The organism is Neobacillus niacini (genome assembly GCF_046591715.1).
Taxonomy (GTDB): domain Bacteria; phylum Bacillota; class Bacilli; order Bacillales; family Cytobacillaceae; genus Neobacillus; species Neobacillus niacini_L.
In genome coordinates this window covers 1-24193 of the sequence record NZ_JAWVNQ010000027.1, presented here as the reverse complement: position 1 = coordinate 24193, position 24193 = coordinate 1, and the positions used below count along the sequence as shown (strand labels likewise).

The following is a 24193-nucleotide window of genomic DNA, read 5'->3' as shown; positions in this document are numbered from 1 at the left end:
GGCCATTTAATGGCCTCTTTACTAGTATTGCTATAGCCTAACCCAAAATGGTTTTTAGGTTGCAAGTTCTTTTTTCTTAAATAGAAACACACTTAACCATAATAGGATCGCAATGAGAAGGATACTTATTAAACTTGCTGGCAGTGTATCGTCAGGAAGTTCCCCAGTGGTTAGTAAAACACTCGCATAACTAGTTAATTGTGTAGGACTCCACTCTAGTAAGTGCGCAAGTGCGCCGCTGATCATACTTACTACCAGTGCTATAGCTAACGATGTGAATCCGGCCATACCTGGAGACAATAGAGCTGAGCTAAAAAAGACAGTAAGGGTTAATATGATCGTCAACCATAATCCATATAACACAAGTGATTGGAAGAACTCCCCGAAAGCGACCCACTCATATAGCTGACCAGTATAATACCACGTTGACAGGTAGCCGATAAATAACGCAAACCACACTAATAAAAGACTGCCTGCCCATTTTGAGGTAACATATGAAAAATAAGAGACAGGTTTTACTAAAATCATGGCGGCCACTCCACTTTTTCTTTCACCAGCAATTACCCCCATTGTGCCAAGAACAATGATTAACACCCCAAGAGTAGAATATTGGCTTAGGCCCGAAGCTAGGACAGCTCCTGCAGTTGGAGGAGGTATATCAATAACTGCCCCTTCTGGCAGACCGCCAAAGTTTTTTATAATCTCCGGCAAATAATAGCTTGTTAACGGCTCTGATACACCAAGTAAGATAAAGGTAATCGGTACCCAGATCCATTTAAAATTTCTCCACATTTCAAGAATCTCTTTTTGAAAAAGTGTCATCCACTGGCTCATTTTCCCACCACCTTCATAAAAACATCCTCTAGGGTCATACTGCTCAGTTCAAACCGATCTAATGCCCAATCTTTTTCGAAAATCAGCTTTAAAAATTCTTTCCTCGCAAGCTCTATATTCGTAACAAAAACACTAATCCGATTTCCTTCAACTAATATTGATTGAGTTAAAGAATGGTTTCTAATTGTGCTTTCCATCTCCGCAGTTTTTTTACGGAAAATCAAGTCGATTTTTGCCTGCTGGTGGCGCTCACGCAAGGCCCCCATAGTGCCGGACTCAACAATTTCTCCATTATGTAGAAATAATATTTCGTCACAAACTTCCTCAGCATCATTCAGAATGTGCGTAGAGAATAGTATAGTGGTCTCCTTCTTCAATCCTTCAAGAAGCTCGAGTACCTCTCTTCTTCCAAAAGGATCTAATGCAGAAACGGGTTCATCCAGCATCACTAACTGCGGACGGTGAATGATGGCCTGCGCGATTCCTAGCCTTTGTTTCATCCCGCCGGAATATTTACCTATCCGCCTATTTTTCGCGTCACTGATTCCAACTAGTTCAAGCAGCTCCAAGGAACGTTCCTTTGCTTCTTTACTTGTCAATCCTGCAAGTTTTCCCACATATTGAAGAAACTCCAATCCAGACATCCAGTCATAAAAAACCGGAAATTGCGGCAAATAGCCTATTAAATGGCGAATATCTCCATCCTTTTTAGCATCACTGAAAATAATGGATCCTTCAGTCGGTTTCATTAAACCCGAAAGCATCCGCAGTGTTGTCGTTTTACCCGCCCCGTTTGGTCCTAAAAGGGCAATACACTTGCCCTTTTCCAGCTTAAAGTCCAGTCCCTTAATTACTTCATGGCCTTGAAAACTCTTTTTGAGCCCCTTAATTTGGATGAGAGACATTAATCATTTCTCCTTCCAATTACGAAATAGAGAATCGGTCCAATAATATTGACAAATATTATGATAAGCACCCAAAGCAGCTTCGGACCATTGGTCTTTTCAATTCGCGATAGATCCACGAGTGATACAACTAGTAAGATAAGTTGGATAATAAATAACGGTAAAAGCAATCCCCAGTTCAATCCTTCTAATAATTCCATTATTTCTCCCCCTTTGTTTTACCTTTTATAATCTTATGACGTTTGAACTATAAAAACGTTCAAAACCCAGCAAAATTTTATTTTGCTGGGCTAGTTGGTCTTACTATTTAATTACTCTAAAGACTAATGGGAATCGATATTCGTTCCCTTCATAAGCTTTTACAGCAGCAATAATCGTAAATACCAGGGCCATAATCCCCAAAATCCATAAGAGGAAGATTCCTACGATAAGGAACACCAGGATTCCCGATATTACTGAATAGACAGTGTAAGAAATGAAGAAGTTGAAGTATTCTCTTCCATGATAATTGATAAATGACGACTCATCCTTTTTTAATAACCAAATAACAAGTGGACCTATAATCGGGAAAAAAAGACTAACAACATAGAGAATAGCCGCAAGCATTCTTTCTTCGCTTTTTACCATTTTATTTCTCCCCCAAAGGAAAATTTTTTTCTATCTTTCCCTAATACTTACGCTGTTACCATAAAAAGGTTTCGTAATTTTTTAAAAAATCACTACTTTTCTACTACCACTTCAGAAGCACTGTTGATAAAATAGTAAAAATACTATTATCAGTGTGGGGAAAGGTAAAATATGATGAAAATACTTTTAACAAATGCTTATGTCTATCCCATAACATCCGAGCCCATTCAAAATGGGGATGTCTTGGTGGAGAATGGAAAAATAAAAAAAGTAGGAAAAAATCTTCCTGTTGATTCTAATGTCAAAATCATTGACTGTCAAAACCATTACCTCTTACCGGGGTTTATTGATGTTCATACACATTTAGGCTTATATGATGAAGGAACTGGATGGGCAGGGAACGACGCAAACGAGACTGCAGAAGCCATGACACCGCATATTCGTGCCATTGATGGTGTCTATCCATTGGATCCCGCATTTTCCGATGCCGTTAAAAGCGGTATTACAACGGTACACGTCATGCCCGGAAGTGCCAATGTCATTGGCGGAACCACATCAGTCATTAAAACGACGGGAAAAAACGTAAAAAAAATGGTTGTCCAGGAAATCGCTGGTCTAAAGCTAGCGTTGGGTGAAAATCCAAAACGAATTCACAGTCAGGGTAATAATGACTCGATAACAAGAATGGGTATCATGGGGATGCTCAGGGAAGCATTTTATAAAGCAATCCATACGGATACTCCTGAAGATTTAAGAGTAGCTCCACTCGTGATGGCTTTAAAAAGAGAAATTCCAGTTAGAATCCATGCTCACCGTGCTGACGATATTATTACAGCGTTACGACTTGCGGAGGAATTCAACCTAGATTTAAGAATTGAGCATTGTACCGAAGGACATTTGATTGCAAGTGAGTTAACTGGGATCAACTTAAAAGTTTCTGTCGGGCCAACCTTAACCAGAAGATCAAAAATTGAATTGAAAAATAAGACTTGGAAAACCTATCAAGAACTTACGAATCATGGTGTTGAAGTATCAATAACAACCGATCATCCGTATACTCCGATTCAATATTTAAACATATGTGCAGGCATAGCTGTGCGCGAGGGTCTTTCCGAGCAAAAGGCTCTTGAAGGAATCACTATACTGCCTGCAAGAAACCTAAGGGCAGACACTCATTTAGGAAGCATCGATGAAGGAAAAGATGCCGACTTAGTGCTATGGAGTCATCATCCTTTTCATTATTTAGCAAAACCAAAATGGACGATGATTGGCGGTGAAATCGTTTTCTCAGAAGAGTAGAAATATGTTGAAATTTGCCAATAAAAATATACAAAAAAACAACAAAAAACCTATTTATTTTTTTTATTTTTTCTTGTATGATACTCTAAGTGAAACCGATAAAGGCCTAAAAATCTGGGGGGTAAATCACATTATTTTTCATCAACAAAAAAAATGATATAGGGAAGGCAAATGGTGCGCCACCAGTAAATACCTGGTTCTAGTGGGTTCGATTCCCACCCCGAAATTTTTTAGTTTATCTGAATAAAAAATTTCGAGGGTGGGCCGCTTCTTTAGACATGGGATCGGATTGCCCAATGGAGGGAAATTCAATGCTTAAGAAACGAGATCTTCATGACAGCCAGGTATTATTTGAACTTATGTCGCATCCAGATGTCTTCCCTTTTGTGCGTCAAAAATGTGATTCTTATGAAGAATTTATCTTTTTGACAAAGCAAACGATAGAAGCAGAAGAACGCGGTGAATTAATTTCACGGACCATTCTTGATGAATGGGGTAACCCAATTGGTACCATTAACCTTTTTGATATCGAAGAGAATGCTGGATTTTTAGGTACATGGCTTGGTAAGCCATACCACGGAAAGGGTTACAATAGCCCTGCAAAGGACGCCTTTTTTCAAGAGGTTTTTTACAACATGGGCATCGAAACAATTTTTATGAGGATTCGTAAAGTAAATATCAGGTCTATTAAGGCTGCCGAAAAACTTCCATATGTAGTTAAAGCAAATGAAACGAGAAAATCACTTTACGATCAGTTAAATGCAGACGGTGACGTCTACGATTTATATGAAATACCAAAAGACCAATACTCTTTCTACCTGTTGAGAAATGGTACCCCACAGGAGGAACATTCTCATTTACTAGAAGCATAAAAAGCAACCGGCTGCGGGCCGATTGCTTTTTTTCAGGTAAGGGAATATTTTTAATCCGTTACATCTTGTTCCATTGCTGAATTAACTTCACTGATACCCATGTGGAGCAAAAATTCTTCTAGTTCCTCATTCGTTAATGTTTCAAAACGACCATCATGAAAAAATACCTGAGTTTGATTTGGATTAATTCTATTCATGTTAAAACTCATTTTATTTTGCTCCTTTCATAGATGTGTTATATTTATTATCCACAAAAGGAAAACAATTTATGCCAAAAAAAAGAATAGTTCAAAAAGTTGTAAAAGGAAAGACTTATTGTGTTCCCTTCGTTCTTGCTTGATGATAAGCCTTTGAGAGAACGTCCATTCCTCCTGTTACAGGAATAATACATCCGGTTATGAAGTCAGATTTCTCATCAAGTAGAAAGGAAATGACCCTTGATATATCTTCACCCGTCCCTTGGCGTCCAACTGGTACATTTTCACTTAGGACGGAGTCTTCAATATTCCTCTCTTTCCACGGAGAAATGATATCTCCCGGGCAAACCATATTAGCGGTAATACCATAACTCGCTTCCTCAATAGCAATGGTTCTTGTGAGTGATGCGAGCGCTGTTTTTGCTGCACTAAATGCTGATCGATACACCCAGCCAGGAGCTGTTTCCACTCGGTCATACCCCATGGTAATAATTCGTCCCCACTGCTGCTTTCGCATAAATGGAATACTTTCTTTTGATAGATAAAAAACCGCATTTAAATTGCCATTTATTAAATAATTCCACTCATCGTTTGTATACTCCGTCATTTTCTTTCTCTCACGTACATATGGTCCTGCATTATGAATCACAACATCAATCGAGGAATATTCTGATATGACCTGCTCAACCATGTGTCTACAATCTAATGGATTTGCTACATCTCCTTGAATACAAATGACTTTATTTCTGAATTTTTTTTCAAGCTCTTGAGATAAAAGAAAAGCTTCATTACTACTGTTCCGATAATTAATTGCCAGCTGATAACCTTGTTCTGCAAGCTGCCAAGCAGTTTTGACCCCTAAACCAGCTGCGCCTCCAGTAATTAAAGCTGTTTTTTTCTTCATGAGCCATTACCTCACATGAATGTTTTTCTAAACTATATGTTTGATATGCTTGTTATATATGCAAACTTTAGTTGGGAAATTATAACGTTTAAAACTAATGCTGCATAGTATAAGGTATGAATGCCCAGAGAGAGTTTGTAGAAAAGGTGGGGAAAATCATGTTCCCGTGGAATCTATTTCCTTTTAATAAAGACATGAAGAATAAACTTCAGCATATGAAACCAGATGAAATTGACCAATTTATTAAAAGCATAATGGGGAATGTGATGCCATCTCAATCAGGGGGCACCTTTATTCCTCAAAACGGCGTGAATCCGTACCAATCTCAGCCTGCAGAAATGAGTAATCCTTTAAAATCATCGGCCTTTGAGACGCATGATTCTGTATTTGTCAGAATACCAATTAAGGACGAATCATTGCTTAAAAAGCTGCGGATTTATCATACTGCCACTCAGTTAATGGTGGAAAATTTACCTGAAACAGATGCTAAATATTCCATCACGCTCCCGGCAATGGTAAAAAAGAAGGGGTCCAGTGCTAAATACAAAGATGGAATACTCGAAATAAGATTAATCAAGACTTATGACATTCAATATTCGCAAATTGATGTTACAGAAATATAAAAAAAGACAGCAATTCTGCTGTCTTTTCTAATGCCCTTCCATATCCATTCCTTCCATTGAATCTTTTGATTCACTTGGGTCCTCGGGTTCACTAGGTGTCCCGATGACGAATTCTTTCTTTGGCATATTGTGCATGTCTCTTGCGGTTACGTGTGAAATAATATAATAAGTTCCTTCTTGGGCAAACGACTTTTCTAAACGATAGATTCCATCTTCAGCATGCTCAACCTTTATCTTTTCGTGATTTTCGTCCTTCGCACGCCAAATTTCAAATTTCACCTCGTCTGCATCTTCAACAGTCTCTTCTCCCTGTGTTACCTTTGCTTCAAAGATAATTGGTTTATTGATTTCTCCATGCTCCGGGGTAGCTGTAAGCTTTACTTCTACAAATTCGGGAAGTTCCTTTTCAGCCTGATCTTGGTGGTTATTGTTTCCGCATGCGCTGACGACCAGGATTGCTGAAATCAATAAACTTAAGAATACAAATTTTTTCACGGTTAACTCTCCTTTATCAATTTCTCCATTATTCCATTATGGAAATGGATAAGCGATACCTTTGCTTCATTTGAAATGGTCGACTGTGTAATTCTGCTGACAGCAGAATAGTATTTTTCGTATTTGTTCTTCCGTATTCTCGGGTGAGAGTTCTCGTCAAGCAATTCTCTTCTCACTGCTTCTGTTAAGATTTCTTCACTGCTTTTATCACTGGCAATAAGCAAGCGATTGTTCCAAATAGATCGATACTCAGCAAGTAACATATCAAAATCAATCTTTTCTATCGTCAATAACCCCACCTCCATATCTCCTCAATTGCATTGTTACATACTTTCCAATATTATTGCAAAAAATAGATTTTAACAACACCGAGAAAGGAGAAACATATGTCAACACCTTATAAATGTCCTAATTGCAAGACTAACCGCAGCCGTTTTAATATTATTCAACAAGTTGCACAATCAGTGAAGCTTGACCCGCAATCAGGTGAGGTTATGAAAGAATACACTCAAAACGATTTAGAGCCTTTTCACCTTCCTTACAATGGACCTGATTATCGTATCCAATGTGCCTCCTGTGGACTAATTGAGGACGAAAGAACGTTCATTAAATTCGGACAGCAAGCCTGACAGGAAAAACACCTTTAACTTTTGCTAAAGGTGTTTTTTATTTATTTCAAGTTATTCTCTTTTAAGAATGATTCAGAATCTACCTTCCATGAATCCATTGTAGAAAAACGAATTAAATGGATTTCACCTCGAAAATGCTGGCGTCCTCTATTTTTAATAAACCAATCAACTTCTATGGGAACATCCATACTAATTTCCTGTTTCAGGTCTTCTGCCGGTAAAATCGGCATCCGTGTGATTCTAACATTTTCAATTTTCCCTAAGATTGGTTTCCATTTAAGCTTCTGTATGGAGATTAACTGCGAAATATAAGGATCCTGCTGTTTTAGGCCGGCAATAAAAGCCTCAACCGTTTCATATGGAGATGTTCTACTCAAAAAATCTCCCAGCTTCCCTGCAGCCTTTAAAATCATCAACTTATGTGATAGGTCCATTGTATTTGTACGATGTGTTGTACTTCCATAAAAATGGATACAAAAATGCCCTGGAAAGTTATTCTTCAAGGCACCGGCACCATGCGGCATTCCATGCATCGACCCTGCAATCCATTGATCATTTCGTATCACGATGATGGCACGCCGTTTCCAGCTCCATTCTCCTCCGTAAATCTTTTTCATGATTTTTGTATCCTTTGGTGAGAGTGGCTGTACGTCTGCATGATGACTGCCCGCACGCCGTTGAACTTTAAACTTCTTGCCTGTTTCAAGATCCAGAACCGTAAACTTTGAATACCTCGGAAGCACCTCATCGACTTCTTCCCAAGGAAGCATTTCAATGTTGTAGCTAACATTTGATGCAGCTTGTATCCCATGACCATTCAGGAGGAATAGAATAACCATGACAAGAACTATCTTCTTCATCTAATCCCCCTTTACAATGAAAAATAACTACATTAAAAGAGTTACCTGAAGAAGAAATGTTCATTCATATTCTTTTCAACTTTCGAATTCTTTTTCAAGTTTAGCTAGCTTTTTTTCCACTTCATTCCAATCAATATTTTCGCCAATAAACACCAAATTTAAAGGAAAATTCATCTCTTCTTTCATGTATACCGGCATTCCATATGAATATTGAAAGAGATATGGTTTTGATACAGCATCAAACTTTATATAACCTTTAATACGATAGATTCTTTCAGATAATCCCTTCAAGAAATCCTCGAAATCAGCATGACGGATTGGTCCTTGGAATTGAAAGACAAATGTTGTTAAATTTAAAGCTTTTTTTGAAAAATCTGCGCTTGATTGCTTGGCAACTGACGAAAGTGTCAGCTTTCTCAATACATCAATAGACACTTGTGAATAATTGGTTAATAAAGAGCGTGCCGCAGAATTAATTCCTTGTATTTCGAAGATCATTTTTGATTGCTCTGATTCCGACAGTTCATCCATTTTGTTAACTAGAATAAAATCGGCATGTCTAACCTGCTCAAGCAGCAATTGCTGCAGCTGTGGACTCAAAGACCTTCTATCACGCCATCTTAATCCATCGACAGTTGTGATAATTCCTTTGATTGTAAACTGATCAGCAAACAAAGGGGATAGAATAGCATCTAGAACCTCAACCGGGTGGGCGGCGCCCGTGGTCTCAATATATATTACTTCAGGTTTATCATTTAATAATAAGCCTTGCAATTGTGCTTCAAGCTTGTCCTGAATGGAACAACAGATACAGCCTCCCAACAGCTCCTTCAAAGCTACATCTTCGTCCCGAGCTGCTTCTGAATCAATGGAAACCTTTCCTAGTTCATTCATCATCACGGCTGTTTTTCTGCCTAGTTTCCGTTCGTTTTCAAGCAGCCGCTTCAATAGCGTCGTTTTTCCACTTCCTAAAAATCCTGATAAAATATATACCTCAGTGTTAATCATCTTTTGTGTACCTCGTTTTCATCATTTATTCCATTATTATAGCGCAAATTGGGCTATCAACCAGTTAATATCGGCTTATAATAGTAGTAAAAAGAATATTCAGAAAGGATATTTTCTCATGATTTATGAGTATGTCTACCCGAAAAGTCTACTTCATTTTATTAAAAATCCTTCACATGAGTCCTTAAAAGACCTTCTCCTTCACAATACGGGTGAAACAGACTTTCTTGATTTCAAAACCAAATGGACAGAATTTTCTAAAATGGCTAAACACGTGCTTGCAATTGCCAATTCGGGCGGCGGCTGTATTATTGTTGGTGTCAGTCAAAATGACGAGGGTTCCATTTTATTAACTGGACTAACCGAAGATGATTTTTTAGATAAAGCGGATATAGATAATAAACTGGCAAATTTACTGCCGAAATACTTAAAATATCGGACAGAGGATTTCTATTTCGGCGGAGGCGAACAAACTTTAAGCAAAAAGAGGTTTCAGGTTCTTATCATTGAATATGATCCAAAATATGTGCCCTATACCTCTGTTGTACAGCGGAATGAACTTCGTTATGGTGCTATATATGTCCGGCAGGGAACAAAATCACTCGAAGCAACAAATGACAAACTCGTAGAAATTATATTACGTAAGGTACAGTCAGGAGGTTCTGGCGTGAACGAATATACCCTGAAAGAGCACCTTGACCATTTAAAGGAATTATATGATGAGCTAGCTCTGCAAAAAAATAATGACTATAGTCAATTTATCGCAGAGGTGATAGACCGAAAAAAAGATAGAATCCGGCAATTATTAGATATCCTTCCTGATAATTAAGGAGAAAGCGAATGAACTCCTTCACTTTCTCGCCTCTTACTAAATTCCTTGCTCGTCTTCCAACATTTTATTTACATGTTCAGACTTATTATTTTTATTTGTTGACAATAATTCTATTTGTTCTATCGAGGTGATAGGGTTCGTCATTACTGTTAATCCTAAGTCCATTAGTTTTCCTTTTCCTATGTCTGTTTGGACATTTCTCATGGTCTCATTAAGTATCTGAGGTGCTAAAGATAGGAGATTTTCAGCTGATATCTCATTCCATATTTCTTCTTGAAATGCTAGTAACATGGGCGATAATTCTTTTGCATAATCATGATTCATTTTTATTTGCTCTAAATATTGGACAAAATCTTCTCCCTTCACTACCTGTCTTTCCCCGTCCACGTGGCCTTCATTTCCATTTTTCAGCTCGATCCCGTTCGGGGCAAGCATATCAAATATTGTTCCAAATCCCTTTGAATCAAAGGTAACACAATAATCGATTTCTACTTCATATTCCTCTCTTGCCTGTCTTTTCAGGTTTTCTAGGTCCCCTTCGCTGCCATTAAGTGTAAGGCTGATTAATCCATATTCAATTTTATTATTGTGTTTATCATATTTTAAAACCAAAGCTGGTTCTGTTTTGGATGAATCTGCGACTTTACTATTTTCGATAATAAGAAAGGTTTCCACCTTTTTCTCACTTATAAATGAATCCTTTAATTTTTCCAAGAAAGGGATACTTTTTGTTTCTTCACCCTCCTTTTCCGTACTGTTTTGAAAAAACGACTGTAATGGCCCGAAACCTAAAAAGGACAGAACAATAACGGCAATGATCAACTTTTTCATCTTTAGGTTAACCTCATTCCTTTTTATCTCCATTTTCGGAATACTAAGCAAAGAATATACTTCTACAAAGAAAAAGCCTGAACCAGCTTCTATTGGTTCAGGCTTTCTACTTATTTCATTTCTTCTTGTAAGACTTCAACTGCTTTTTGTAATTGAGTATCATTGTTCTGAATTTGCTCTCTAAGCTTTTCCATCAATTTAAAGGTAGCATCACCTTTTAAAATCCCATCAGCAGGCAGATTATTCGCTGTTTGAAAGCTCTTAACAGCTTCTTGTGTTTTCTCATCGAAGAATCCATCTTCACGTCCTGGATCAAAACCGATTGCTTTTAGCATCTTCTGCGCAGACTCAACCTCAGTTGAGGAACTTGAAAGCTTCAGTTCTTTGTCAGGGTTTATGATTGGTAATGTTGCATATTCAGGGAGTGGAACTTCAAAATCAGGCTTAATTCCCTTTTTATGAATCCAATTCCCATTTGGCGTGAGCCATTTTGCGGTTGTAAATTTAATGTTTGACTTGTCAGGGAAATCCTTAGCCGTTTGAACGGTGCCTTTCCCAAAAGTATTTTCACCAACAAGTTTCACTCCAGCAGATTCACTTACTGCACCCGCAAGTATTTCAGAGGCGCTGGCACTCCCTTTATCAATTAATACAACCAGTGGAAAGTCAGGGTTCCCATCATTTTGTGAAGGATATTCCTCAGTCTTGCCGTTCCGGTCTTCAACTTTTAGTATTAGTTTTCCTTTAGGAACAAACATACTAGAAATACTTATGGCTTCATCTAGTAATCCACCTGGATTTTGACGCAAATCTAAGACTAACCCCTTCATCCCCTGTTTCTGCAGCTCATTTAGCTTTGCAGCAAGGTCCTTCGAGGTATTAGTAGAAAAACTTGTAATTTGAACTTTGGCAATACCATCGCCAACCATCTCACCATAAACGGTTTCAATAGGAATATCATCTCGGATTATCGGTACCTTTACCGGAGCATCTGTTCCAGGCCTTTGGATTGTTAATTCTACCTTCGTTCCTTTTTTTCCGCGAATAATTGTTACAGCTTCAGTCGAGGTCATCCCCTGCAGACTCTTTCCATCCACGGCCGTTATGATATCATTCGGCCTTAATCCTGCTTTTTCAGCTGGTGATCCCTTAATCGGGGACACAATCATTATATGTCCGTCTTTCTCTTGAATTTCTGCACCAATTCCTTGGAAGGAGGAATTAATAGAGGAATGGAATTTTTCTGCTTCCTCCACACTCATATAGTCAGTATATGGATCATCGAGAGCCTTTACCATCCCATCAATAGCTCCATTAATCAGTTTTTTCTGGTCGAGATCCTCAAAATATCCATTCTTAAGGGTGTCATAGGCAGTGTAAAGTTTATCAAATTCTGTCCTTTCGGCACCAACTGTAATAACTTTTTCTTCCCCAAATGATAAGGCAAATGTTGTAATACCGGTAGATAATAATACGAGGAAAAATAAAATTAATATAAAATGAAATTTCTTAATGTTTATATACCCAGATTTCTTTTCTGTTCCCTGCTCTTGTTCCGTATTTTCTTGATTCACATTTTGTTCATCCAAGGATTTCACCACTTTCATTTTCCAAAAAATAATATGTAAAACTTGCCCTTAATGATTAGAATAACATCTTTTATTAAAAAAAACACAAGAAAAGTTATGTATAAAGAAAAAGGGCACATCCATTTGTCAGGCGTGCCATCTGTATAATTAGATTTTCTTTACTTCATTAAAATACTCCTCAAGTGTCCAGTTATTCTCGTACATAATCGTTGCCGCTTTCACTCCAACATAGCGGAAATGCCAAGGCTCATACATATAATTTGTGATGTCCACTTTCTCTTTTGGATATCTTAAAATAAAGCCAAAGAGATGAGCATTTTCCTTTAGCCATTTACCTTCAGGAGTTTTAGCAAAAGCCTCATTTAAATATAATTTATTCGACCTGCTCGAAATATCCATGGCTAATCCAGATTGATGTTCACTCGCACCTGGTATGGCTACTGCCTGTTCAGCCTTTTCGACCCCCACCCGATTTACTTCTGCGTCGTACAGCGATTTTTGCCGGTTATAGGAGCGGTATCCTGATACAGCAATTATTTCGATTCCTTCTTCAGCAGCATTTTCAAACATATTCTCTAGTGCTTCTGCAGCTTCTTTTCTCATTAGGCTTTTTTCGATATCTTCTTCCTTAAAGGAGAACTGCACGTCTGGTTTGACCAGGTCCTCTGGTGTATAGTCTTCCGGCAAGAAAAACTCTTTGTTCACCAAAGCCATGACATTCGTCGAATTTTGAATGACATTTTTTCCATCTACTTCTTTAATTTCATTGAAAAATATGGATTCTAAACTGAGTGGATCCTCTTGTTGAGGTTCATTTTCATTAATTTGAGACTGTTGGTTATTACTAGTGTCATTTCCAGTAAAGGGAAGTTTATTTAATAATGAATCAATTTGACTGCAGCCACTAAAGAGAACTGTCATTGACCCTATTAAAACTATATTTTTCCATATCATAATTCTCTCACCTATCTATCTTTCTTCATCCTTTTTGCACTATATCTATTTTCACCAAAAAAATCAATAAGAAACCTCTTTCAGAACGTGAAAGAGGCAGTTTTACCTATTCTTTTGTCGCAGCTTCTAGTGCCACTTCAATCATATCATTAAATGTTAATTGTCTTTCTTCTGCTGTTGTTTCTTCTCCTGTTAAAATATGATCACTTACAGTTAGAACCGACAAGGCTCTTCTGTTAAATTTAGCTGCCAGCGTATATAATGCTGTTGTTTCCATCTCAATCGCTAGAATCTGATATTTCGCCCATTTTTCAAGGTCGGCGTTGTCATTGTAGAAAGAATCTGCAGTGAAAATATTCCCTACTTTTAAATTAAGCCCTTTTTCAACACCTGCTTCATAGGCCTTTCTTAGCAGATCAAAGTTCGCACAAGGAGCGAAATCAACTCCCCCAAAGGTAAGACGATTCATATTAGAGTCGGTCGAACTAGTCATTGCCAAAATCACATCTCTGACTTTTACATCCTTTTGGATCGCTCCGCAAGTACCAACCCGGATTAAATTTTGGACATTGTAGCTGTTCATTAATTCATTTACATAAATGGAAATAGAAGGAACACCCATACCTGTACCTTGAACAGAAATTCTTTTCCCTTTATAAGTACCAGTAAAGCCAAACATATTTCTTACTTCGTTATAGCATTTAGCATCTTCTAAAAAGGTTTCAGCTATATATTTAGCCCTTAACGGGTCTCCAGGCAATAATACCGTTTCAGCAATTTCATTTTCTTTTGCACCAATATGTACACTCATTATAAAATCCTCCAATCAATTAAAGTGAAGTTCATACCTTCACACTAGTCAATATATCACAACACATTTTAGAATGAAAAACCTTTCATTGAAAACGTCATGATTTTTTCAATTTGTGGGAAGCTATTTTTAGATTATCCAAAGGAGGTTCATAAAATTATGGGAAAAAAGCATAGAGCACAAACAAATCGTCCAAAGAAAAATAACCATCTTCCACCGGAAGCAATTGAGGCCGAACATGCGGCACATGATAAAGAATTTAGTGCATCAGGCGGCAGGAAAAAAAGAGGGTAGTACAACAAGAAGAAAACCTAAGGATGGCTCCTTAGGTTTCTTTTATCTTATTTGAATTCGATTAATAGGCTGCCAGCCGCCAGATTTTAATTGATAATAATGCTGTCCGCCACGGCCTTCATCAATTAAAATGATATCTCCAGTAGCAAGAAATCTCCCCTGATAATTCGATGGAATTCGATCAGTAACATTAAAAAGGCTGAATGTTTTCTCCAGACAAGTTTCATGGTTACCTGCATGAATGAAGGTACGATAAACTTGTTTGTACCCTTTGGATTCTCTGTACTTTGGAGTTTGAAAGATTGTCACATCATATTGAATACTAGTTCTTCTGGTCATCGCCTTGATCATCTTATCCCCTCCAATCATTAAAGTAATCTCATTACTTAATAATTAGAGATAGACAGACAAGAATCCTCCAGAGAAAACTGTCTTTTTTTGTCGATTATTAAGAAAATCTCTGAATTACACTATGAATTTGCTGCTGCAGGTTAGGAATATCTGCATTTGTCACCGTAATTCTGACATTACTCTCGTCCAGCCCTGCAGCTTCTGCAAATAATCCGCCTAGACCACGAGCACGTCTATCAACCTGTAAAAGTAATTCCATTGCACCATTTCCAGATGGTCTAAAAACAACTTCTAACTCATCCAATCTGCCTTGAAATGGTCCAGAGGTTGGTACATATTCAAATTCCTGTACAAAAGGCAAGCGGCCGCGAACTTTGTAGGATGCTTCTTCACAATCGGCCTCACGCAAACGGAATCCAAGACTATCGACAGCGTTAAAGACAGCATTCATTAATTGATTTGGTACAACCTGAATATAGTCTTTATCACCTGGATCTACTGCGTTCTTTATATCTAATCCAGTTGTTACCCAAATTTTAGACCTTCCAATAGAAAGTGGTGTATCTAGTGGAAGCTGGAAGGAAAAAGGAATTTCCTTTCTTTCATTTTTTCCAATTGTAAAGGGGCTTGTAATTCGGAAACGGTCAATTGTAGCTGTAACATTATACTTTTTGTCATCAGATTCTTTTAAGTAGGTAGTGTTTAATGATAAATAAATGTCATCTACCTGCTGTTCTACCTTTCCACCTTTGATTTCTACTACACCGTTTACTGTGTCTCCCGGTGTATATGTATCTCTCTCAAGTTTGGTGTCAACCGTAGCAGATCCTATACCTACACTGGCAAATACTTTGTCAAAAAAAGACATTTTCATTTCCTCCCTATACCTCAAATAATTTTTAGAATATCTGACTTCACTTGTGCGCAGTTCTCATAACAGTCTTCTATTTGTAAAAGCCTGCTAATAATGTACTTTGCTTGATATGATATCTCCAGCTCTTCTTCCCAGCTTCGTTCCTTCTTCTTGTCCGGAAAAGAAAAATTGGAGTAAAGTAAAAACAACAAAAAATGACCAAGACCATAAAAATCTGCTTGGGGATTTACTTCTTTACGCAAGTGGCGTACTCGGGTTCTACCTTTTGAATTCGCATCATTACGTTTTCTTGCAAGCCCTAGATCAATAAGCACTATTTCAGATCCACTCGCAATTACATTCGGGATTCTAATATCTCTATGAATCAACTGCTGTTCATGTAAATAATTGATGTGCTCTAGCAATTGATTAGCAATGGTAAACGCTTGGATTTCTGAGTATTTTTGACCATCTTGGAAGATTAGCTGTTCAAAGTTTTTTCCTTCAATATACTCCATTGTATAAAACGGTATATTTCTGTACGATCCATCTTCGAAAAAACGTGGAAACCCTGGGTGCGTAATCGATTGAAGCAATTCTTTTTCACACTCAAATTCCCTTTTCCCTGACTCCGTAATTCTTTTATGGATGCGTAATGCTTTAAGTACTTTCTTTTGTTTGGATACTTGGTCATAAACTAAGTAACTATTGCCATAACTTCCTGTACCTAAATGGTTCATAATTTCGTATCGTTTTGCAACGATTTCGCCTTGTTGAAATCTGCTTTCCATTAGGTTAGCAGCAAATAATGTCATTCTTTTAAACATAAAAGTAATTAACTGCTAAAGAAGCTGGAAAAGAAACTGCCGCTTTTATGCTTCTTTTTATAATGGTGATGTCCTAGGTGCTTATGTTTGCTGTGATTAATCTTCTTCCAAGCATTACTTGAATGTGAATATTTTTTTTGATGATGAAGTTTACTTCCAAGAATTGATTTTAAAATCTTTTTAAGCATTCATCATTCCTCCTCACCTTCGCTATCCTTAATACGGGAAAGAGCAAGTAAAGTTTCACCCACTAATGAAAAATAGCCAAAAAATATCACAAACAAAAAGCGAGCAGGTTCAAATGCTCGTCTTTCGCTACTACTTATTGAAAAGATGAAATAAGCACCGTGATATTTTACCTATTCATCTTCTACTTCTTCGTCGATAATACTTTTCTCGATGAGATACTCGAAGGTGATATCAGCGATTTCTTCCAATTCTTCTTCCGTAGGAACGTATCCTCTTTTCACCAGCTCATGAAAGAAAAATTCAGCAATCTCTTCCGTATCAATAAATACTTCAATTTCTCTCATAGCATCGCCCCCTTTTTACGAATGTATGATGATTTCTGCACATTCATGCTATTTACTTCTAGAAGAATCGGTAAATATTCCGCAGCTTAAACATAGAGTGCAAAATAAAAGATTAAATATGTCTTTTTTCCTTTGGACAAGCATAGGATGATAAAAAAACCGATTATGAGGTGATTCAAATGTCAAATCTACAAGCGAAATTTGAAGCTATTCTGGATGATGTGAATCAAGAAGATGGAGTAATCATCTCTGCCTTTGAAAAGATAGTAGACCGTATGTTTTTTCTGATCAAATGGGGTGGGATTCCTTTTGTCATTTATTTATTAGCACAAATTTCCCGATGGTAGAAGCTAGACATTGCTTTTACCATCGTCATTTACGATGCTTTTCAATTTCCTTAAAATGACACGCATAACTTGATAATACTCCTGATCGTGGAACATTGTATATAAAATTTTGTAATCATTAAAAATATCTAATAAATTATCGATTAACTGCTTTTTCTCCTTTTTCCGTTCAATTTCTTCAAGTTCTGCTTTTCTTACAATGTTTTTTTGTGTTTTTGATACAGCTACCTGCTGTTTCTCTTCATTATTTACTAAATAAAGGAGCCCAAGTTTTTGAATAAACGTGTCTGCACTTTCAGCGTCTGCTACGAGTGTCATCTCCTCTTCACCCGCTTCCAGCCATTCCCCATCACTAATTCTTGAAAGTTCGTAGATTACATCTTCCCATGCATCTTCTTTGTAGCGCCAAATCTCTGTTCTAAATCCGACAATCTTAAACAAATCTGCTCCATATCCGGCAACTTGAACTAAATCTCCGAAAAAGAATTTATATTCAATATCTATTTGTTCTTGCTCCACCAATTCTCCTTCATATTCTGAAAGAAGCTGAAGTCCGGATTCAACAAAAAGACCATCACTTTTATTCACTTCGTACACATAATTCCCGTCAAGCCACTTGACATCGGTTACTTTTCCAACAGTACCATACATCGTTATCACGACCGTATCACCGACCTTATACTTCGGTATATTCCTTCTTTTCATATCCTCCATCCTCTCAATGATGAGTCGTGAATTTTGATTACAATAGTATATGCACCGAAGGATGTACCCGCGCTCAATGGGGAAAAAGAAAAATCGCCTCTTTTTGCAGAGACGATTTAAGGTTTTGCACAAAACCCAACTTAACTTTCCGATAGCACATATAGCTCCCAGGCCTCATCAAATATAGACATGGACTCTAAGTAATGCCCATTCAATTCCAAGTAGGAACTGAGTTCATGGTAATCTTTAGATATTTTTGGGAAGCCATGGTCTAAAAATGCATCATTTGCAAAAACACTAATTGCATCCGGCGGTTCCGGATGCCGGTATTTCATTAAAAAGTGATAAAAGGATTTAATCATACCTAACGCCTTTCTCTCTTGAGACAAATTTGATTTAACTTTAAGATACTATAACGGATAAAGATTTGATATAATTTTACCAAATAAATTAAGAAACTGAGGTACATACATTGGCAAAGAAAAAATTTCAATACTGGTTAATTCAGGTCTTGTTAGTTTTAACCATCATTTGGGTTTCAACAAAGATTTCATTCTTATTTGAACCAATCGGAATCTTTTTTTCAACCATCTTTTTCCCCATTCTGATTACAGGTTTTCTTTACTTTTTACTTAACCCAGTCGTTAATTTTCTACAGAGGCATAAAGTTCCTAGATTATTAGCCATCATTATCATTTATGTTGTCTTTATACTCCTTTGCGTACTTGCAATTGGAAATTTAATTCCTGCCATCACAAAGCAATTTACAGCCCTAGCAAACGAACTGCCGGTATATGCAGACAAAACGATGCAGTTTATTGACAATGTAATGAAATCATCCGAATTTAAATGGGTCATGGACGAACAAAAGGATCTTCTAGAAACGGTCCAGGAACGGCTGATCGAATTTGCGAATACCCTGCCTAATACGATTACAGGGAGCATAACGAATATCCTTGGAGTGATTACCAATATTGCGATTATTCTCGTCACAGTTCCTTTTTTATTATTCTACATGTTTAAAGATGGACACAGGTTTCCTTCAGCAATCTCAAAATTTCTTCCAAACGCTTACAGAGCGGAAGGCTTGTCCATTCTTAAAGAGACAGGCGACACTCTCTCTGCTTATATCCAAGGCCAAGTTACTGTGGCATTGGCAGTAGGAACGCTGGCATTTATTGGGTATTTGATTATTGATTTACCCTTTGCCCTCGTTATGGCTTTAATCGTAGCATTTACTAACATTATTCCTTATATCGGCCCAATTCTTGGAGGAGCCCCGGCGGTAATTGTAGCTCTATTTGATTCTCCTACGAAAGCATTGTTAGTCGTCGTAGTGATTCTTATTGCACAACAGGTAGAAGGGAATGTATTATCCCCGCTTATTCTCGGAAAAAGTTTGGATACCCATCCAGCAACTATCATTATTATCTTACTAGTTGCCGGAAATCTGGCAGGAGTTTTAGGGATGGTACTGGCAATCCCATTCTATGCCGTCATAAAAACGATTGTCTTAAATCTTGTTAAGTTTTTACGAGCAAGAAAAAACGCCGCCACTCCAATACAAACTGAATAATGAAAGAACCCCTATCGGCTGATAGGGGTTTTGGTGTTTTAGGAAGAAAAATCAAAATAATTTCTCTTCAAAAGCCTCGGTGCGGACATTAAGTCTTTATAGCTGATGCTATTTCCAATTTTCTTTGTATCAATTAAAAATAACTGATCTTCGATTTCTTTCGTAATCACATCTGTTTGATAGACCATCTGACATTCATTGCAAACCACTGCTGGTGTATCTGTAATTTGTATGGCTCTTGTGCCATCAGGAAGCTCCCAATAGACGGTATTCTTACCATTTTCAGCAGCACCTTTGCACCATTCACAAACTAATTCCATATCCATCCCTCTATTCCTTCGATGCAGAGTTCTCATCAGCATCATTTTCTTTAGCAGGTGCCGATTTGTTTTGAAGTGCCTGGAATTTCTTTTCCTTCAACTCATCACGCTTACTGCGTTTATCCTTCAAGGTGGAATGAGCAGGATTTTGATTGTATTCTTTTCGGCGGTTTAATCTTTGTAAGCCCTCAGGGACTAGATTGAAATGCTGGTCATTCATAATTCCGGCAATGCCAACATTTGAGCGTTTTTCTTCCATGTCTGGATAAATTTCTTTAAAATAACCCTCTGCCGTTCCTGGCTTATAATTTTCAGGTTCTGGATAAGAGGTAATGACACCTTCAAAATTCCTGAGGACAACCTTTTCTGCACTTTGTGATATTAGATAATTCGGCTGTAATGAAATCTTGCCCCCGCCTCCAGGTCCATCTAAGACAAAGGTTGGCACTGCATAGCCGCTCGTATGACCACGCAAACCTTCTATAATTTCGAGACCTTTTGAAACCGGCGCCCGGAAATGACCAATTCCTTCGGAAAGATCACATTGATAGATATAATATGGCCGTACACGAATTTTCACCAGATCATGCATAAGCTTTTTCATAATCGGTACACTGTCGTTGATTCCTGCAAGAATGACCGATTGGTTCCCGACTGGAACACCGGAATTCGCAAGCATCTCACATGCCTTCTTCGAGTCTTCGGTAATTTCAATGGATGTATTAAAATGAGTATTCAGCCAAATTGGATGGTATTTTTTTAAGATGTTACATAGGTTTTCGGTAATTCTCTGCGGGAATACCACTGGTGCTCTTGTTCCAATTCGAATAATTTCAACATGGTCTATTTCTCGGAGATTTTTCAAAATATACTCAAGGATATTATCATTGATGAGCAGCCCATCACCGCCAGAAATTAACACATCCCGTACCTGCGGGGTTTCGCGAATATAATGAATCGCGGCATCAAGCTGCTTCTTTGGCACACCCATCCCAATTTGCCCTGAGAATCTTCTTCTTGTACAGTATCGGCAGTACATTGAACACTGGTTGGTGACCAGAAACAGAACGCGGTCTGGGTATCGGTGTGTCAACCCTGGAACAGGTGAATCTTCATCTTCATAAAGTGGATCTTCAAGGTCATATTTAGTTTTATGAATTTCTTTAGAAATGGGAACGGACTGCATTCGAATAGGGCAGCGTGGATCATCAGGATTCATGAGTGATGCATAATAGGGTGTTATATTTAAGGGAATGGTTTTGGTTGAGATTCTTACACCTTCTTCTTCATCAGGAGTTAGGTTAATTACCTTTTTTAAGTCTTCTAGTGTGCGAATGGTATTTGTCAGCTGCCAAAGCCAATCGTTCCATTGCTCTTCTGTTACGTCTTTCCAAAGCTCTATATCTTTCCAATGCCTATCCGGCTTATATAGTGTCTGTTTCATGTTAAATTCCTCCTTACCCTGCTTTACTATGATATTATGCAAGAATTATGCCAATGCGCTTAGTCTGGGTAAGGACGCCATTTTTATATAAATTCATAAAATGTATCATAAAAAAAACGCCGATTTTTCGGCGGTTAGTCTCTGATCTTTTTGAGTTTGTATTGCAGGGTTTGTCTGGGGATTTCTAATAGTTTGGCCGCTTGGTTGATATTGCCGTGTGACATATTTAGTGCTGAATCTATTAGTCGCCTTTCGATTTCCTCGACATTTTTTCTTAATGAAAGATTGTTCTCCTCCATTTCAATGACTGAAGCCTGCTGTTTCATTATGATTGGAAGGTCATCGATTTGAAGGACTTCTTCTTCAGACACGTTCATCATGTACTCAATCGTATGCTTTAGCTCCCTTACATTCCCTGGCCAAAGATGGCCCATAAAGAAACTCTCTACTTTCTTGTCGATTCCAATTATCCTTTTATTTAATTTTTTATTAAAAAAATCAATAAAATAATCAGTAAGAAACAGAATATCCTCTTTTCGCTCTCGAATCGGCAGCAGCGAAAAAGTAAATACATTTAATCGGTAATAAAGGTCAGAGCGAAGCTTTTCTTTTTGAAGTGCCGTATTTGGATGGACATTCATGGCCGCAATCACACGGACATCAACTGAAATATTTTGTGCACTGCCAACTCTTCGTATCATCCCATCCTCTAATACCCTTAGAAGTTTTGCCTGCAGCTCTATCGGCATGGTATGAAGTTCATCGAGAAAGAGTGTACCGCCGTCTGCCAGCTCAAAAAGCCCTTTTCTGTCAACCGCGCCGGTATAGCTTCCTTTTGCCGTACCAAAAAGAATGCTTTCCAGCAGCGTTTCTGGAATAGCTGCACAGTTTTGGGCAATGAACGGCCCATCCCCTCGAAGGGATTCGTGATGAACACCCTGCACAAACAATTCCTTCCCTGTCCCGCTTTCCCCATATACAAGAATTGGAGAGTCTGATTTTGCCAGCTTTCTAGCTTCGTCCTTCAGATTCTGAAATTTGTGATTGACTGTCTTTAAATCATCGAGTGTGTACCTGACGTTTTTCGCTGGCTTCTTCTTGTTGTTTTTATTCACATTCTTTTGGAGGTCTAATAGACTTTCGGATAACTGTTTCATCCGAGTGTAATCTTTGGCAATCTCAACTGCACCGATAATCTGCTTATCAACAAAAATAGGAAGTGTGGTATTAATGGTATCAATTCGTGCCCCATGGATATTTACGTAAACCTGTGTTTGATTATAAATGGGTTTGCCCGTTTTAATCACCCTGAGCAAGGTGCTTGAATTCTCTGTTAAGGAAGGAAACACCTCCAGCAGGTCTTTTCCTTGTACCTCCTTCACATTCATGCCATCATGCCTTGCTGCGACCTCATTATAAAAGATGGTTTTTCCTTCTGTATTGACCACATGGATTCCTTCATCGATGGTTTTCAAAATGGCTGAAAGAACTTCCTGTGTTAATGCTGTTAATTGAACCATTGCTTCACCTCCTTCACTAGGTGCCGAAAATTCGTCACCTAAGGCCAAAATATTAGCAGGATGCCAGATTCTTTACCCATATATTCATATTCTCAAGTTTGTCGTAAATATAACAGTTATTCATTAATCTTCCTCGGTATTTATAGTCAAGCTGATACAAAACAGCATTCATTCCAAACGATAAACTCCTAGCAATGGAGTATGCACAATAAATACCTTGTCTTCTTAACTCACTCTCCAGCTCACGAAGAATGATTTTCATCAGTCCATATTTTCGGTGATCCTTTAAAGTAGCACAGTCAGTTAATTCTGCATTTTTATAAAATGAATTCACTTCAGCTGATGCAGCACTGACAATTTTACTTTGATAATAGAACACGTGATAAATGGTGCCTTCCTTCATCGTCTTTTTCACATATTCAGGGTCATGTAAAGGTGTGGGATAAATCTGAAACACCTCGCGATATAATCGCGAAAGCTCTTCGGCACATGCTTCATCTGCTTTTTTTAATTCATACTCCTTTGGCGGAAAAGGTTTATCCACGGCAGTGTCCAATTGGTGAATGCTGTGAATCATTCCGTCCTCGGTTATCCAATGGTCATTCTTCTTTCGTTCCACACTATAAAACTTTGAAAAAAAGTGAGCATCCGACCCGAGAAAATAGCGGTCCACTATAGCTTCCGGCTGTAAGCCTTTTTCGTATAAGTGTAAAAAATCCTCTGACCGCGCTTTCATTATTAACTTTTCCGCTTGATACTTACTGGCTAACTCCTCGGCTTTTTCTATAAGTAAATTAATATTACCTCGATAATCATCAATGCGAATCCTTTTATTAAAAGGATCTAAGTACACCTCAAGATAAAAATTCCTTTCTTCAATATAAATACTCGAAGCACTTTGATTCATCTCAGACACTCCCTTCGTATCCAAATTATTAAGGATCGATGGTAACTTCCTTAGTTCATAGTTTTTCATAGGGGGTATAAATCTTCTATGAGGACCATTTTCTCTTATCCTCTATCTTTTTGGGATTCATTAACCCTACATGAGGACTATATCCTCTTATAATCTCTCTTTTTGGGCTTCATGAACCCTTCATGAGCACCATTTCCTCTAATATTCTCTCTTTTTGGGCTTCATGAACCTTTCATG

Annotated in this window: 33 protein-coding genes; 8 read left to right on the top strand and 25 right to left on the bottom strand. The window is 37.8% G+C overall.

Annotated features, from left to right (window positions below):
* Nucleotides 1–54 precede the first annotated feature (54 nt).
* The 4 genes from SFC47_RS25540 to SFC47_RS25525 all read right to left on the bottom strand — a co-directional run bounded on the left by SFC47_RS25540 (nucleotide 55) and on the right by SFC47_RS25525 (nucleotide 2366).
* Nucleotides 55–834, bottom strand: coding sequence for an ABC transporter permease (locus SFC47_RS25540; protein WP_411257345.1), 780 nt, complete (start codon nucleotides 832–834; stop codon nucleotides 55–57).
* The gene (locus SFC47_RS25535) at nucleotides 831–1739 is read right to left on the bottom strand and encodes an ABC transporter ATP-binding protein (protein ID WP_411257344.1); all 909 of its coding nucleotides are present in this window, start codon (nucleotides 1737–1739) and stop codon (nucleotides 831–833) included. The genes SFC47_RS25540 and SFC47_RS25535 overlap by 4 nt, the downstream gene beginning before the upstream one ends.
* Nucleotides 1739–1939, bottom strand: a complete 201-nt coding sequence (locus SFC47_RS25530; protein ID WP_411257343.1) for a PLD nuclease N-terminal domain-containing protein — start codon at nucleotides 1937–1939, stop codon at nucleotides 1739–1741. Before SFC47_RS25530 ends, SFC47_RS25535 begins: the two co-directional genes overlap by 1 nt.
* 103 nt (nucleotides 1940–2042) lie before the next feature.
* Entirely contained in the window at nucleotides 2043–2366 is a 324-nt protein-coding gene (locus SFC47_RS25525) for a DUF4870 domain-containing protein (RefSeq protein WP_095249608.1), read from the bottom strand.
* Between the two features lie 171 nt (nucleotides 2367–2537).
* Between SFC47_RS25525 and SFC47_RS25520 the strand changes: the two genes are divergently transcribed.
* Nucleotides 2538–3665: an amidohydrolase gene (locus tag SFC47_RS25520; RefSeq protein ID WP_411257342.1), complete on the top strand. Its 1128-nt coding sequence runs from the start codon at nucleotides 2538–2540 to the stop codon at nucleotides 3663–3665.
* A gap of 311 nt (nucleotides 3666–3976) precedes the next feature.
* Entirely contained in the window at nucleotides 3977–4537 is a 561-nt protein-coding gene (locus SFC47_RS25515) for a GNAT family N-acetyltransferase (RefSeq protein ID WP_411257341.1), read from the top strand.
* Nucleotides 4538–4587: 50 nt separating this feature from the next.
* Here the strand turns inward: SFC47_RS25515 and SFC47_RS25510 are convergent, their stop codons facing one another.
* Both SFC47_RS25510 and SFC47_RS25505 read right to left on the bottom strand, forming a co-directional pair.
* The gene (locus SFC47_RS25510) at nucleotides 4588–4746 is read right to left on the bottom strand and encodes a hypothetical protein (RefSeq protein ID WP_411257340.1); all 159 of its coding nucleotides are present in this window, start codon (nucleotides 4744–4746) and stop codon (nucleotides 4588–4590) included.
* Between the two features lie 103 nt (nucleotides 4747–4849).
* A complete protein-coding gene (locus SFC47_RS25505) occupies nucleotides 4850–5638 on the bottom strand; it encodes an SDR family oxidoreductase (RefSeq protein WP_411257339.1) in 789 nt (262 codons plus the stop codon).
* 194 nt (nucleotides 5639–5832) lie between these two features.
* On the opposite strand from SFC47_RS25505, the gene SFC47_RS25500 reads away from it, so the two are divergent.
* Nucleotides 5833–6261, top strand: a complete 429-nt coding sequence (locus tag SFC47_RS25500) for an Hsp20/alpha crystallin family protein (RefSeq protein ID WP_411257338.1) — start codon at nucleotides 5833–5835, stop codon at nucleotides 6259–6261.
* A 27-nt stretch (nucleotides 6262–6288) separates the two neighbouring features.
* On the opposite strand, the gene SFC47_RS25495 is transcribed toward SFC47_RS25500, so the two are convergent.
* Nucleotides 6289–6756, bottom strand: coding sequence for a FixH family protein (locus SFC47_RS25495; RefSeq protein WP_411257337.1), 468 nt, complete (start codon nucleotides 6754–6756; stop codon nucleotides 6289–6291).
* Between the two features lie 2 nt (nucleotides 6757–6758).
* Nucleotides 6759–7046, bottom strand: coding sequence for a hypothetical protein (locus SFC47_RS25490; protein WP_411257336.1), 288 nt, complete (start codon nucleotides 7044–7046; stop codon nucleotides 6759–6761).
* Between the two features lie 96 nt (nucleotides 7047–7142).
* Here SFC47_RS25490 and SFC47_RS25485 point away from each other — a divergent pair, with 96 nt between their 5' ends.
* Nucleotides 7143–7385, top strand: a complete 243-nt coding sequence (locus tag SFC47_RS25485; protein ID WP_411257335.1) for a DNA alkylation repair protein — start codon at nucleotides 7143–7145, stop codon at nucleotides 7383–7385.
* 41 nt (nucleotides 7386–7426) lie between these two features.
* Here SFC47_RS25485 and SFC47_RS25480 read toward each other — a convergent pair whose 3' ends face one another.
* Nucleotides 7427–8245 carry a hypothetical protein gene (locus SFC47_RS25480; protein ID WP_411257334.1) on the bottom strand — a complete coding sequence of 273 codons (819 nt, stop codon included), beginning with the start codon at nucleotides 8243–8245 and terminating at the stop codon, nucleotides 7427–7429.
* Nucleotides 8246–8320: 75 nt separating this feature from the next.
* On the bottom strand, nucleotides 8321–9253 hold the full coding sequence (locus SFC47_RS25475; RefSeq protein WP_411257333.1) for a CobW family GTP-binding protein: 933 nt from the start codon (nucleotides 9251–9253) through the stop codon (nucleotides 8321–8323).
* 118 nt (nucleotides 9254–9371) lie between these two features.
* Between SFC47_RS25475 and SFC47_RS25470 the strand changes: the two genes are divergently transcribed.
* Entirely contained in the window at nucleotides 9372–10082 is a 711-nt protein-coding gene (locus SFC47_RS25470; RefSeq protein WP_411257332.1) for an AlbA family DNA-binding domain-containing protein, read from the top strand.
* 39 nt (nucleotides 10083–10121) lie between these two features.
* On the opposite strand, the gene SFC47_RS25465 is transcribed toward SFC47_RS25470, so the two are convergent.
* The 4 genes from SFC47_RS25465 to deoD all read right to left on the bottom strand — a co-directional run bounded on the left by SFC47_RS25465 (nucleotide 10122) and on the right by deoD (nucleotide 14270).
* A complete protein-coding gene (locus tag SFC47_RS25465; protein WP_411257331.1) occupies nucleotides 10122–10916 on the bottom strand; it encodes an LCP family protein in 795 nt (264 codons plus the stop codon).
* A gap of 110 nt (nucleotides 10917–11026) precedes the next feature.
* Nucleotides 11027–12523, bottom strand: a complete 1497-nt coding sequence (locus SFC47_RS25460; protein WP_411257330.1) for a lmo1851 family serine protease — start codon at nucleotides 12521–12523, stop codon at nucleotides 11027–11029.
* A gap of 129 nt (nucleotides 12524–12652) precedes the next feature.
* Nucleotides 12653–13459, bottom strand: coding sequence for a M15 family metallopeptidase (locus SFC47_RS25455; protein WP_411257329.1), 807 nt, complete (start codon nucleotides 13457–13459; stop codon nucleotides 12653–12655).
* Nucleotides 13460–13565: 106 nt separating this feature from the next.
* Nucleotides 13566–14270: a purine-nucleoside phosphorylase gene (deoD, locus tag SFC47_RS25450; protein ID WP_411257328.1), complete on the bottom strand. Its 705-nt coding sequence runs from the start codon at nucleotides 14268–14270 to the stop codon at nucleotides 13566–13568.
* Between the two features lie 159 nt (nucleotides 14271–14429).
* Between deoD and SFC47_RS25445 the strand changes: the two genes are divergently transcribed.
* Entirely contained in the window at nucleotides 14430–14564 is a 135-nt protein-coding gene (locus SFC47_RS25445) for a hypothetical protein (protein ID WP_411257327.1), read from the top strand.
* A gap of 42 nt (nucleotides 14565–14606) precedes the next feature.
* Here the strand turns inward: SFC47_RS25445 and SFC47_RS25440 are convergent, their stop codons facing one another.
* The 5 genes from SFC47_RS25440 to SFC47_RS25420 all read right to left on the bottom strand — a co-directional run bounded on the left by SFC47_RS25440 (nucleotide 14607) and on the right by SFC47_RS25420 (nucleotide 17128).
* Nucleotides 14607–14915, bottom strand: coding sequence for a YodL domain-containing protein (locus tag SFC47_RS25440; RefSeq protein WP_411257326.1), 309 nt, complete (start codon nucleotides 14913–14915; stop codon nucleotides 14607–14609).
* Between the two features lie 97 nt (nucleotides 14916–15012).
* Nucleotides 15013–15783: a sporulation protein gene (locus SFC47_RS25435; RefSeq protein WP_411257325.1), complete on the bottom strand. Its 771-nt coding sequence runs from the start codon at nucleotides 15781–15783 to the stop codon at nucleotides 15013–15015.
* A 20-nt stretch (nucleotides 15784–15803) separates the two neighbouring features.
* Nucleotides 15804–16595 carry a serine/threonine protein kinase gene (locus SFC47_RS25430; protein ID WP_411257324.1) on the bottom strand — a complete coding sequence of 264 codons (792 nt, stop codon included), beginning with the start codon at nucleotides 16593–16595 and terminating at the stop codon, nucleotides 15804–15806.
* Nucleotides 16596–16603: 8 nt separating this feature from the next.
* Nucleotides 16604–16783 (bottom strand): hypothetical protein, encoded by a 180-nt coding sequence (locus SFC47_RS25425; RefSeq protein ID WP_411257323.1) that lies wholly within the window; start codon nucleotides 16781–16783, stop codon nucleotides 16604–16606.
* Nucleotides 16784–16954: 171 nt separating this feature from the next.
* On the bottom strand, nucleotides 16955–17128 hold the full coding sequence (locus tag SFC47_RS25420) for a YozD family protein (protein WP_081954691.1): 174 nt from the start codon (nucleotides 17126–17128) through the stop codon (nucleotides 16955–16957).
* A gap of 179 nt (nucleotides 17129–17307) precedes the next feature.
* Between SFC47_RS25420 and SFC47_RS25415 the strand changes: the two genes are divergently transcribed.
* Nucleotides 17308–17475 (top strand): hypothetical protein, encoded by a 168-nt coding sequence (locus tag SFC47_RS25415; protein ID WP_411257322.1) that lies wholly within the window; start codon nucleotides 17308–17310, stop codon nucleotides 17473–17475.
* A gap of 3 nt (nucleotides 17476–17478) precedes the next feature.
* On the opposite strand, the gene SFC47_RS25410 is transcribed toward SFC47_RS25415, so the two are convergent.
* A complete protein-coding gene (locus SFC47_RS25410; RefSeq protein ID WP_411257321.1) occupies nucleotides 17479–18180 on the bottom strand; it encodes a hypothetical protein in 702 nt (233 codons plus the stop codon).
* Nucleotides 18181–18320: 140 nt separating this feature from the next.
* Complete coding sequence (locus tag SFC47_RS25405; protein WP_411257347.1) at nucleotides 18321–18539, bottom strand: YozE family protein; 219 nt, start codon at nucleotides 18537–18539, stop codon at nucleotides 18321–18323.
* A gap of 113 nt (nucleotides 18540–18652) precedes the next feature.
* Between SFC47_RS25405 and SFC47_RS25400 the strand changes: the two genes are divergently transcribed.
* Complete coding sequence (locus SFC47_RS25400; protein ID WP_411257320.1) at nucleotides 18653–19756, top strand: AI-2E family transporter; 1104 nt, start codon at nucleotides 18653–18655, stop codon at nucleotides 19754–19756.
* Between the two features lie 38 nt (nucleotides 19757–19794).
* Here the strand turns inward: SFC47_RS25400 and SFC47_RS25395 are convergent, their stop codons facing one another.
* From SFC47_RS25395 to ablB, 4 genes are all read right to left on the bottom strand, one after another.
* A complete protein-coding gene (locus SFC47_RS25395) occupies nucleotides 19795–20076 on the bottom strand; it encodes a YokU family protein (RefSeq protein WP_411257346.1) in 282 nt (93 codons plus the stop codon).
* Nucleotides 20077–20086: 10 nt separating this feature from the next.
* Entirely contained in the window at nucleotides 20087–21520 is a 1434-nt protein-coding gene (kamA, locus tag SFC47_RS25390) for a lysine 2,3-aminomutase (protein WP_411257319.1), read from the bottom strand.
* 134 nt (nucleotides 21521–21654) lie between these two features.
* Complete coding sequence (locus tag SFC47_RS25385) at nucleotides 21655–23040, bottom strand: sigma-54 interaction domain-containing protein (protein WP_411257318.1); 1386 nt, start codon at nucleotides 23038–23040, stop codon at nucleotides 21655–21657.
* A 52-nt stretch (nucleotides 23041–23092) separates the two neighbouring features.
* Nucleotides 23093–23947 carry a putative beta-lysine N-acetyltransferase gene (gene ablB / locus SFC47_RS25380; protein WP_411257317.1) on the bottom strand — a complete coding sequence of 285 codons (855 nt, stop codon included), beginning with the start codon at nucleotides 23945–23947 and terminating at the stop codon, nucleotides 23093–23095.
* Nucleotides 23948–24193 lie beyond the last annotated feature (246 nt).

Bases quoted from the DNA above. Each gene is read 5' to 3' on its own strand.
- SFC47_RS25445 (WP_411257327.1), top strand. From the start codon at position 14,430: ATGGGAAAAAAGCATAGAGCACAAACAAATCGTCCAAAGAAAAATAAC.
- SFC47_RS25530 (WP_411257343.1), bottom strand. From the start codon at position 1,939: ATGGAATTATTAGAAGGATTGAACTGGGGATTGCTTTTACCGTTATTT.
- SFC47_RS25410 (WP_411257321.1), bottom strand. From the start codon at position 18,180: ATGAAAAGAAGGAATATACCGAAGTATAAGGTCGGTGATACGGTCGTG.
- SFC47_RS25395 (WP_411257346.1), bottom strand. From the start codon at position 20,076: ATGGAATTAGTTTGTGAATGGTGCAAAGGTGCTGCTGAAAATGGTAAG.
- SFC47_RS25540 (WP_411257345.1), bottom strand. From the start codon at position 834: ATGAGCCAGTGGATGACACTTTTTCAAAAAGAGATTCTTGAAATGTGG.
- SFC47_RS25510 (WP_411257340.1), bottom strand. From the start codon at position 4,746: ATGAGTTTTAACATGAATAGAATTAATCCAAATCAAACTCAGGTATTT.
- SFC47_RS25440 (WP_411257326.1), bottom strand. From the start codon at position 14,915: ATGATCAAGGCGATGACCAGAAGAACTAGTATTCAATATGATGTGACA.
- kamA (WP_411257319.1), bottom strand. From the start codon at position 21,520: ATGAAACAGACACTATATAAGCCGGATAGGCATTGGAAAGATATAGAG.
- SFC47_RS25470 (WP_411257332.1), top strand. From the start codon at position 9,372: ATGATTTATGAGTATGTCTACCCGAAAAGTCTACTTCATTTTATTAAA.
- ablB (WP_411257317.1), bottom strand. From the start codon at position 23,947: ATGAATCAAAGTGCTTCGAGTATTTATATTGAAGAAAGGAATTTTTAT.
- SFC47_RS25455 (WP_411257329.1), bottom strand. From the start codon at position 13,459: ATGATATGGAAAAATATAGTTTTAATAGGGTCAATGACAGTTCTCTTT.
- SFC47_RS25385 (WP_411257318.1), bottom strand. From the start codon at position 23,040: ATGGTTCAATTAACAGCATTAACACAGGAAGTTCTTTCAGCCATTTTG.
- SFC47_RS25465 (WP_411257331.1), bottom strand. From the start codon at position 10,916: ATGAAAAAGTTGATCATTGCCGTTATTGTTCTGTCCTTTTTAGGTTTC.
- SFC47_RS25525 (WP_095249608.1), bottom strand. From the start codon at position 2,366: ATGGTAAAAAGCGAAGAAAGAATGCTTGCGGCTATTCTCTATGTTGTT.
- SFC47_RS25460 (WP_411257330.1), bottom strand. From the start codon at position 12,523: ATGAAAGTGGTGAAATCCTTGGATGAACAAAATGTGAATCAAGAAAAT.
- SFC47_RS25435 (WP_411257325.1), bottom strand. From the start codon at position 15,783: ATGTCTTTTTTTGACAAAGTATTTGCCAGTGTAGGTATAGGATCTGCT.
- deoD (WP_411257328.1), bottom strand. From the start codon at position 14,270: ATGAGTGTACATATTGGTGCAAAAGAAAATGAAATTGCTGAAACGGTA.
- SFC47_RS25500 (WP_411257338.1), top strand. From the start codon at position 5,833: ATGAAGAATAAACTTCAGCATATGAAACCAGATGAAATTGACCAATTT.
- SFC47_RS25415 (WP_411257322.1), top strand. From the start codon at position 17,308: ATGTCAAATCTACAAGCGAAATTTGAAGCTATTCTGGATGATGTGAAT.
- SFC47_RS25425 (WP_411257323.1), bottom strand. From the start codon at position 16,783: ATGCTTAAAAAGATTTTAAAATCAATTCTTGGAAGTAAACTTCATCAT.
- SFC47_RS25480 (WP_411257334.1), bottom strand. From the start codon at position 8,245: ATGAAGAAGATAGTTCTTGTCATGGTTATTCTATTCCTCCTGAATGGT.
- SFC47_RS25475 (WP_411257333.1), bottom strand. From the start codon at position 9,253: ATGATTAACACTGAGGTATATATTTTATCAGGATTTTTAGGAAGTGGA.
- SFC47_RS25420 (WP_081954691.1), bottom strand. From the start codon at position 17,128: ATGAGAGAAATTGAAGTATTTATTGATACGGAAGAGATTGCTGAATTT.
- SFC47_RS25430 (WP_411257324.1), bottom strand. From the start codon at position 16,595: ATGTTTAAAAGAATGACATTATTTGCTGCTAACCTAATGGAAAGCAGA.
- SFC47_RS25520 (WP_411257342.1), top strand. From the start codon at position 2,538: ATGATGAAAATACTTTTAACAAATGCTTATGTCTATCCCATAACATCC.
- SFC47_RS25515 (WP_411257341.1), top strand. From the start codon at position 3,977: ATGCTTAAGAAACGAGATCTTCATGACAGCCAGGTATTATTTGAACTT.
- SFC47_RS25505 (WP_411257339.1), bottom strand. From the start codon at position 5,638: ATGAAGAAAAAAACAGCTTTAATTACTGGAGGCGCAGCTGGTTTAGGG.
- SFC47_RS25535 (WP_411257344.1), bottom strand. From the start codon at position 1,739: ATGTCTCTCATCCAAATTAAGGGGCTCAAAAAGAGTTTTCAAGGCCAT.
- SFC47_RS25485 (WP_411257335.1), top strand. From the start codon at position 7,143: ATGTCAACACCTTATAAATGTCCTAATTGCAAGACTAACCGCAGCCGT.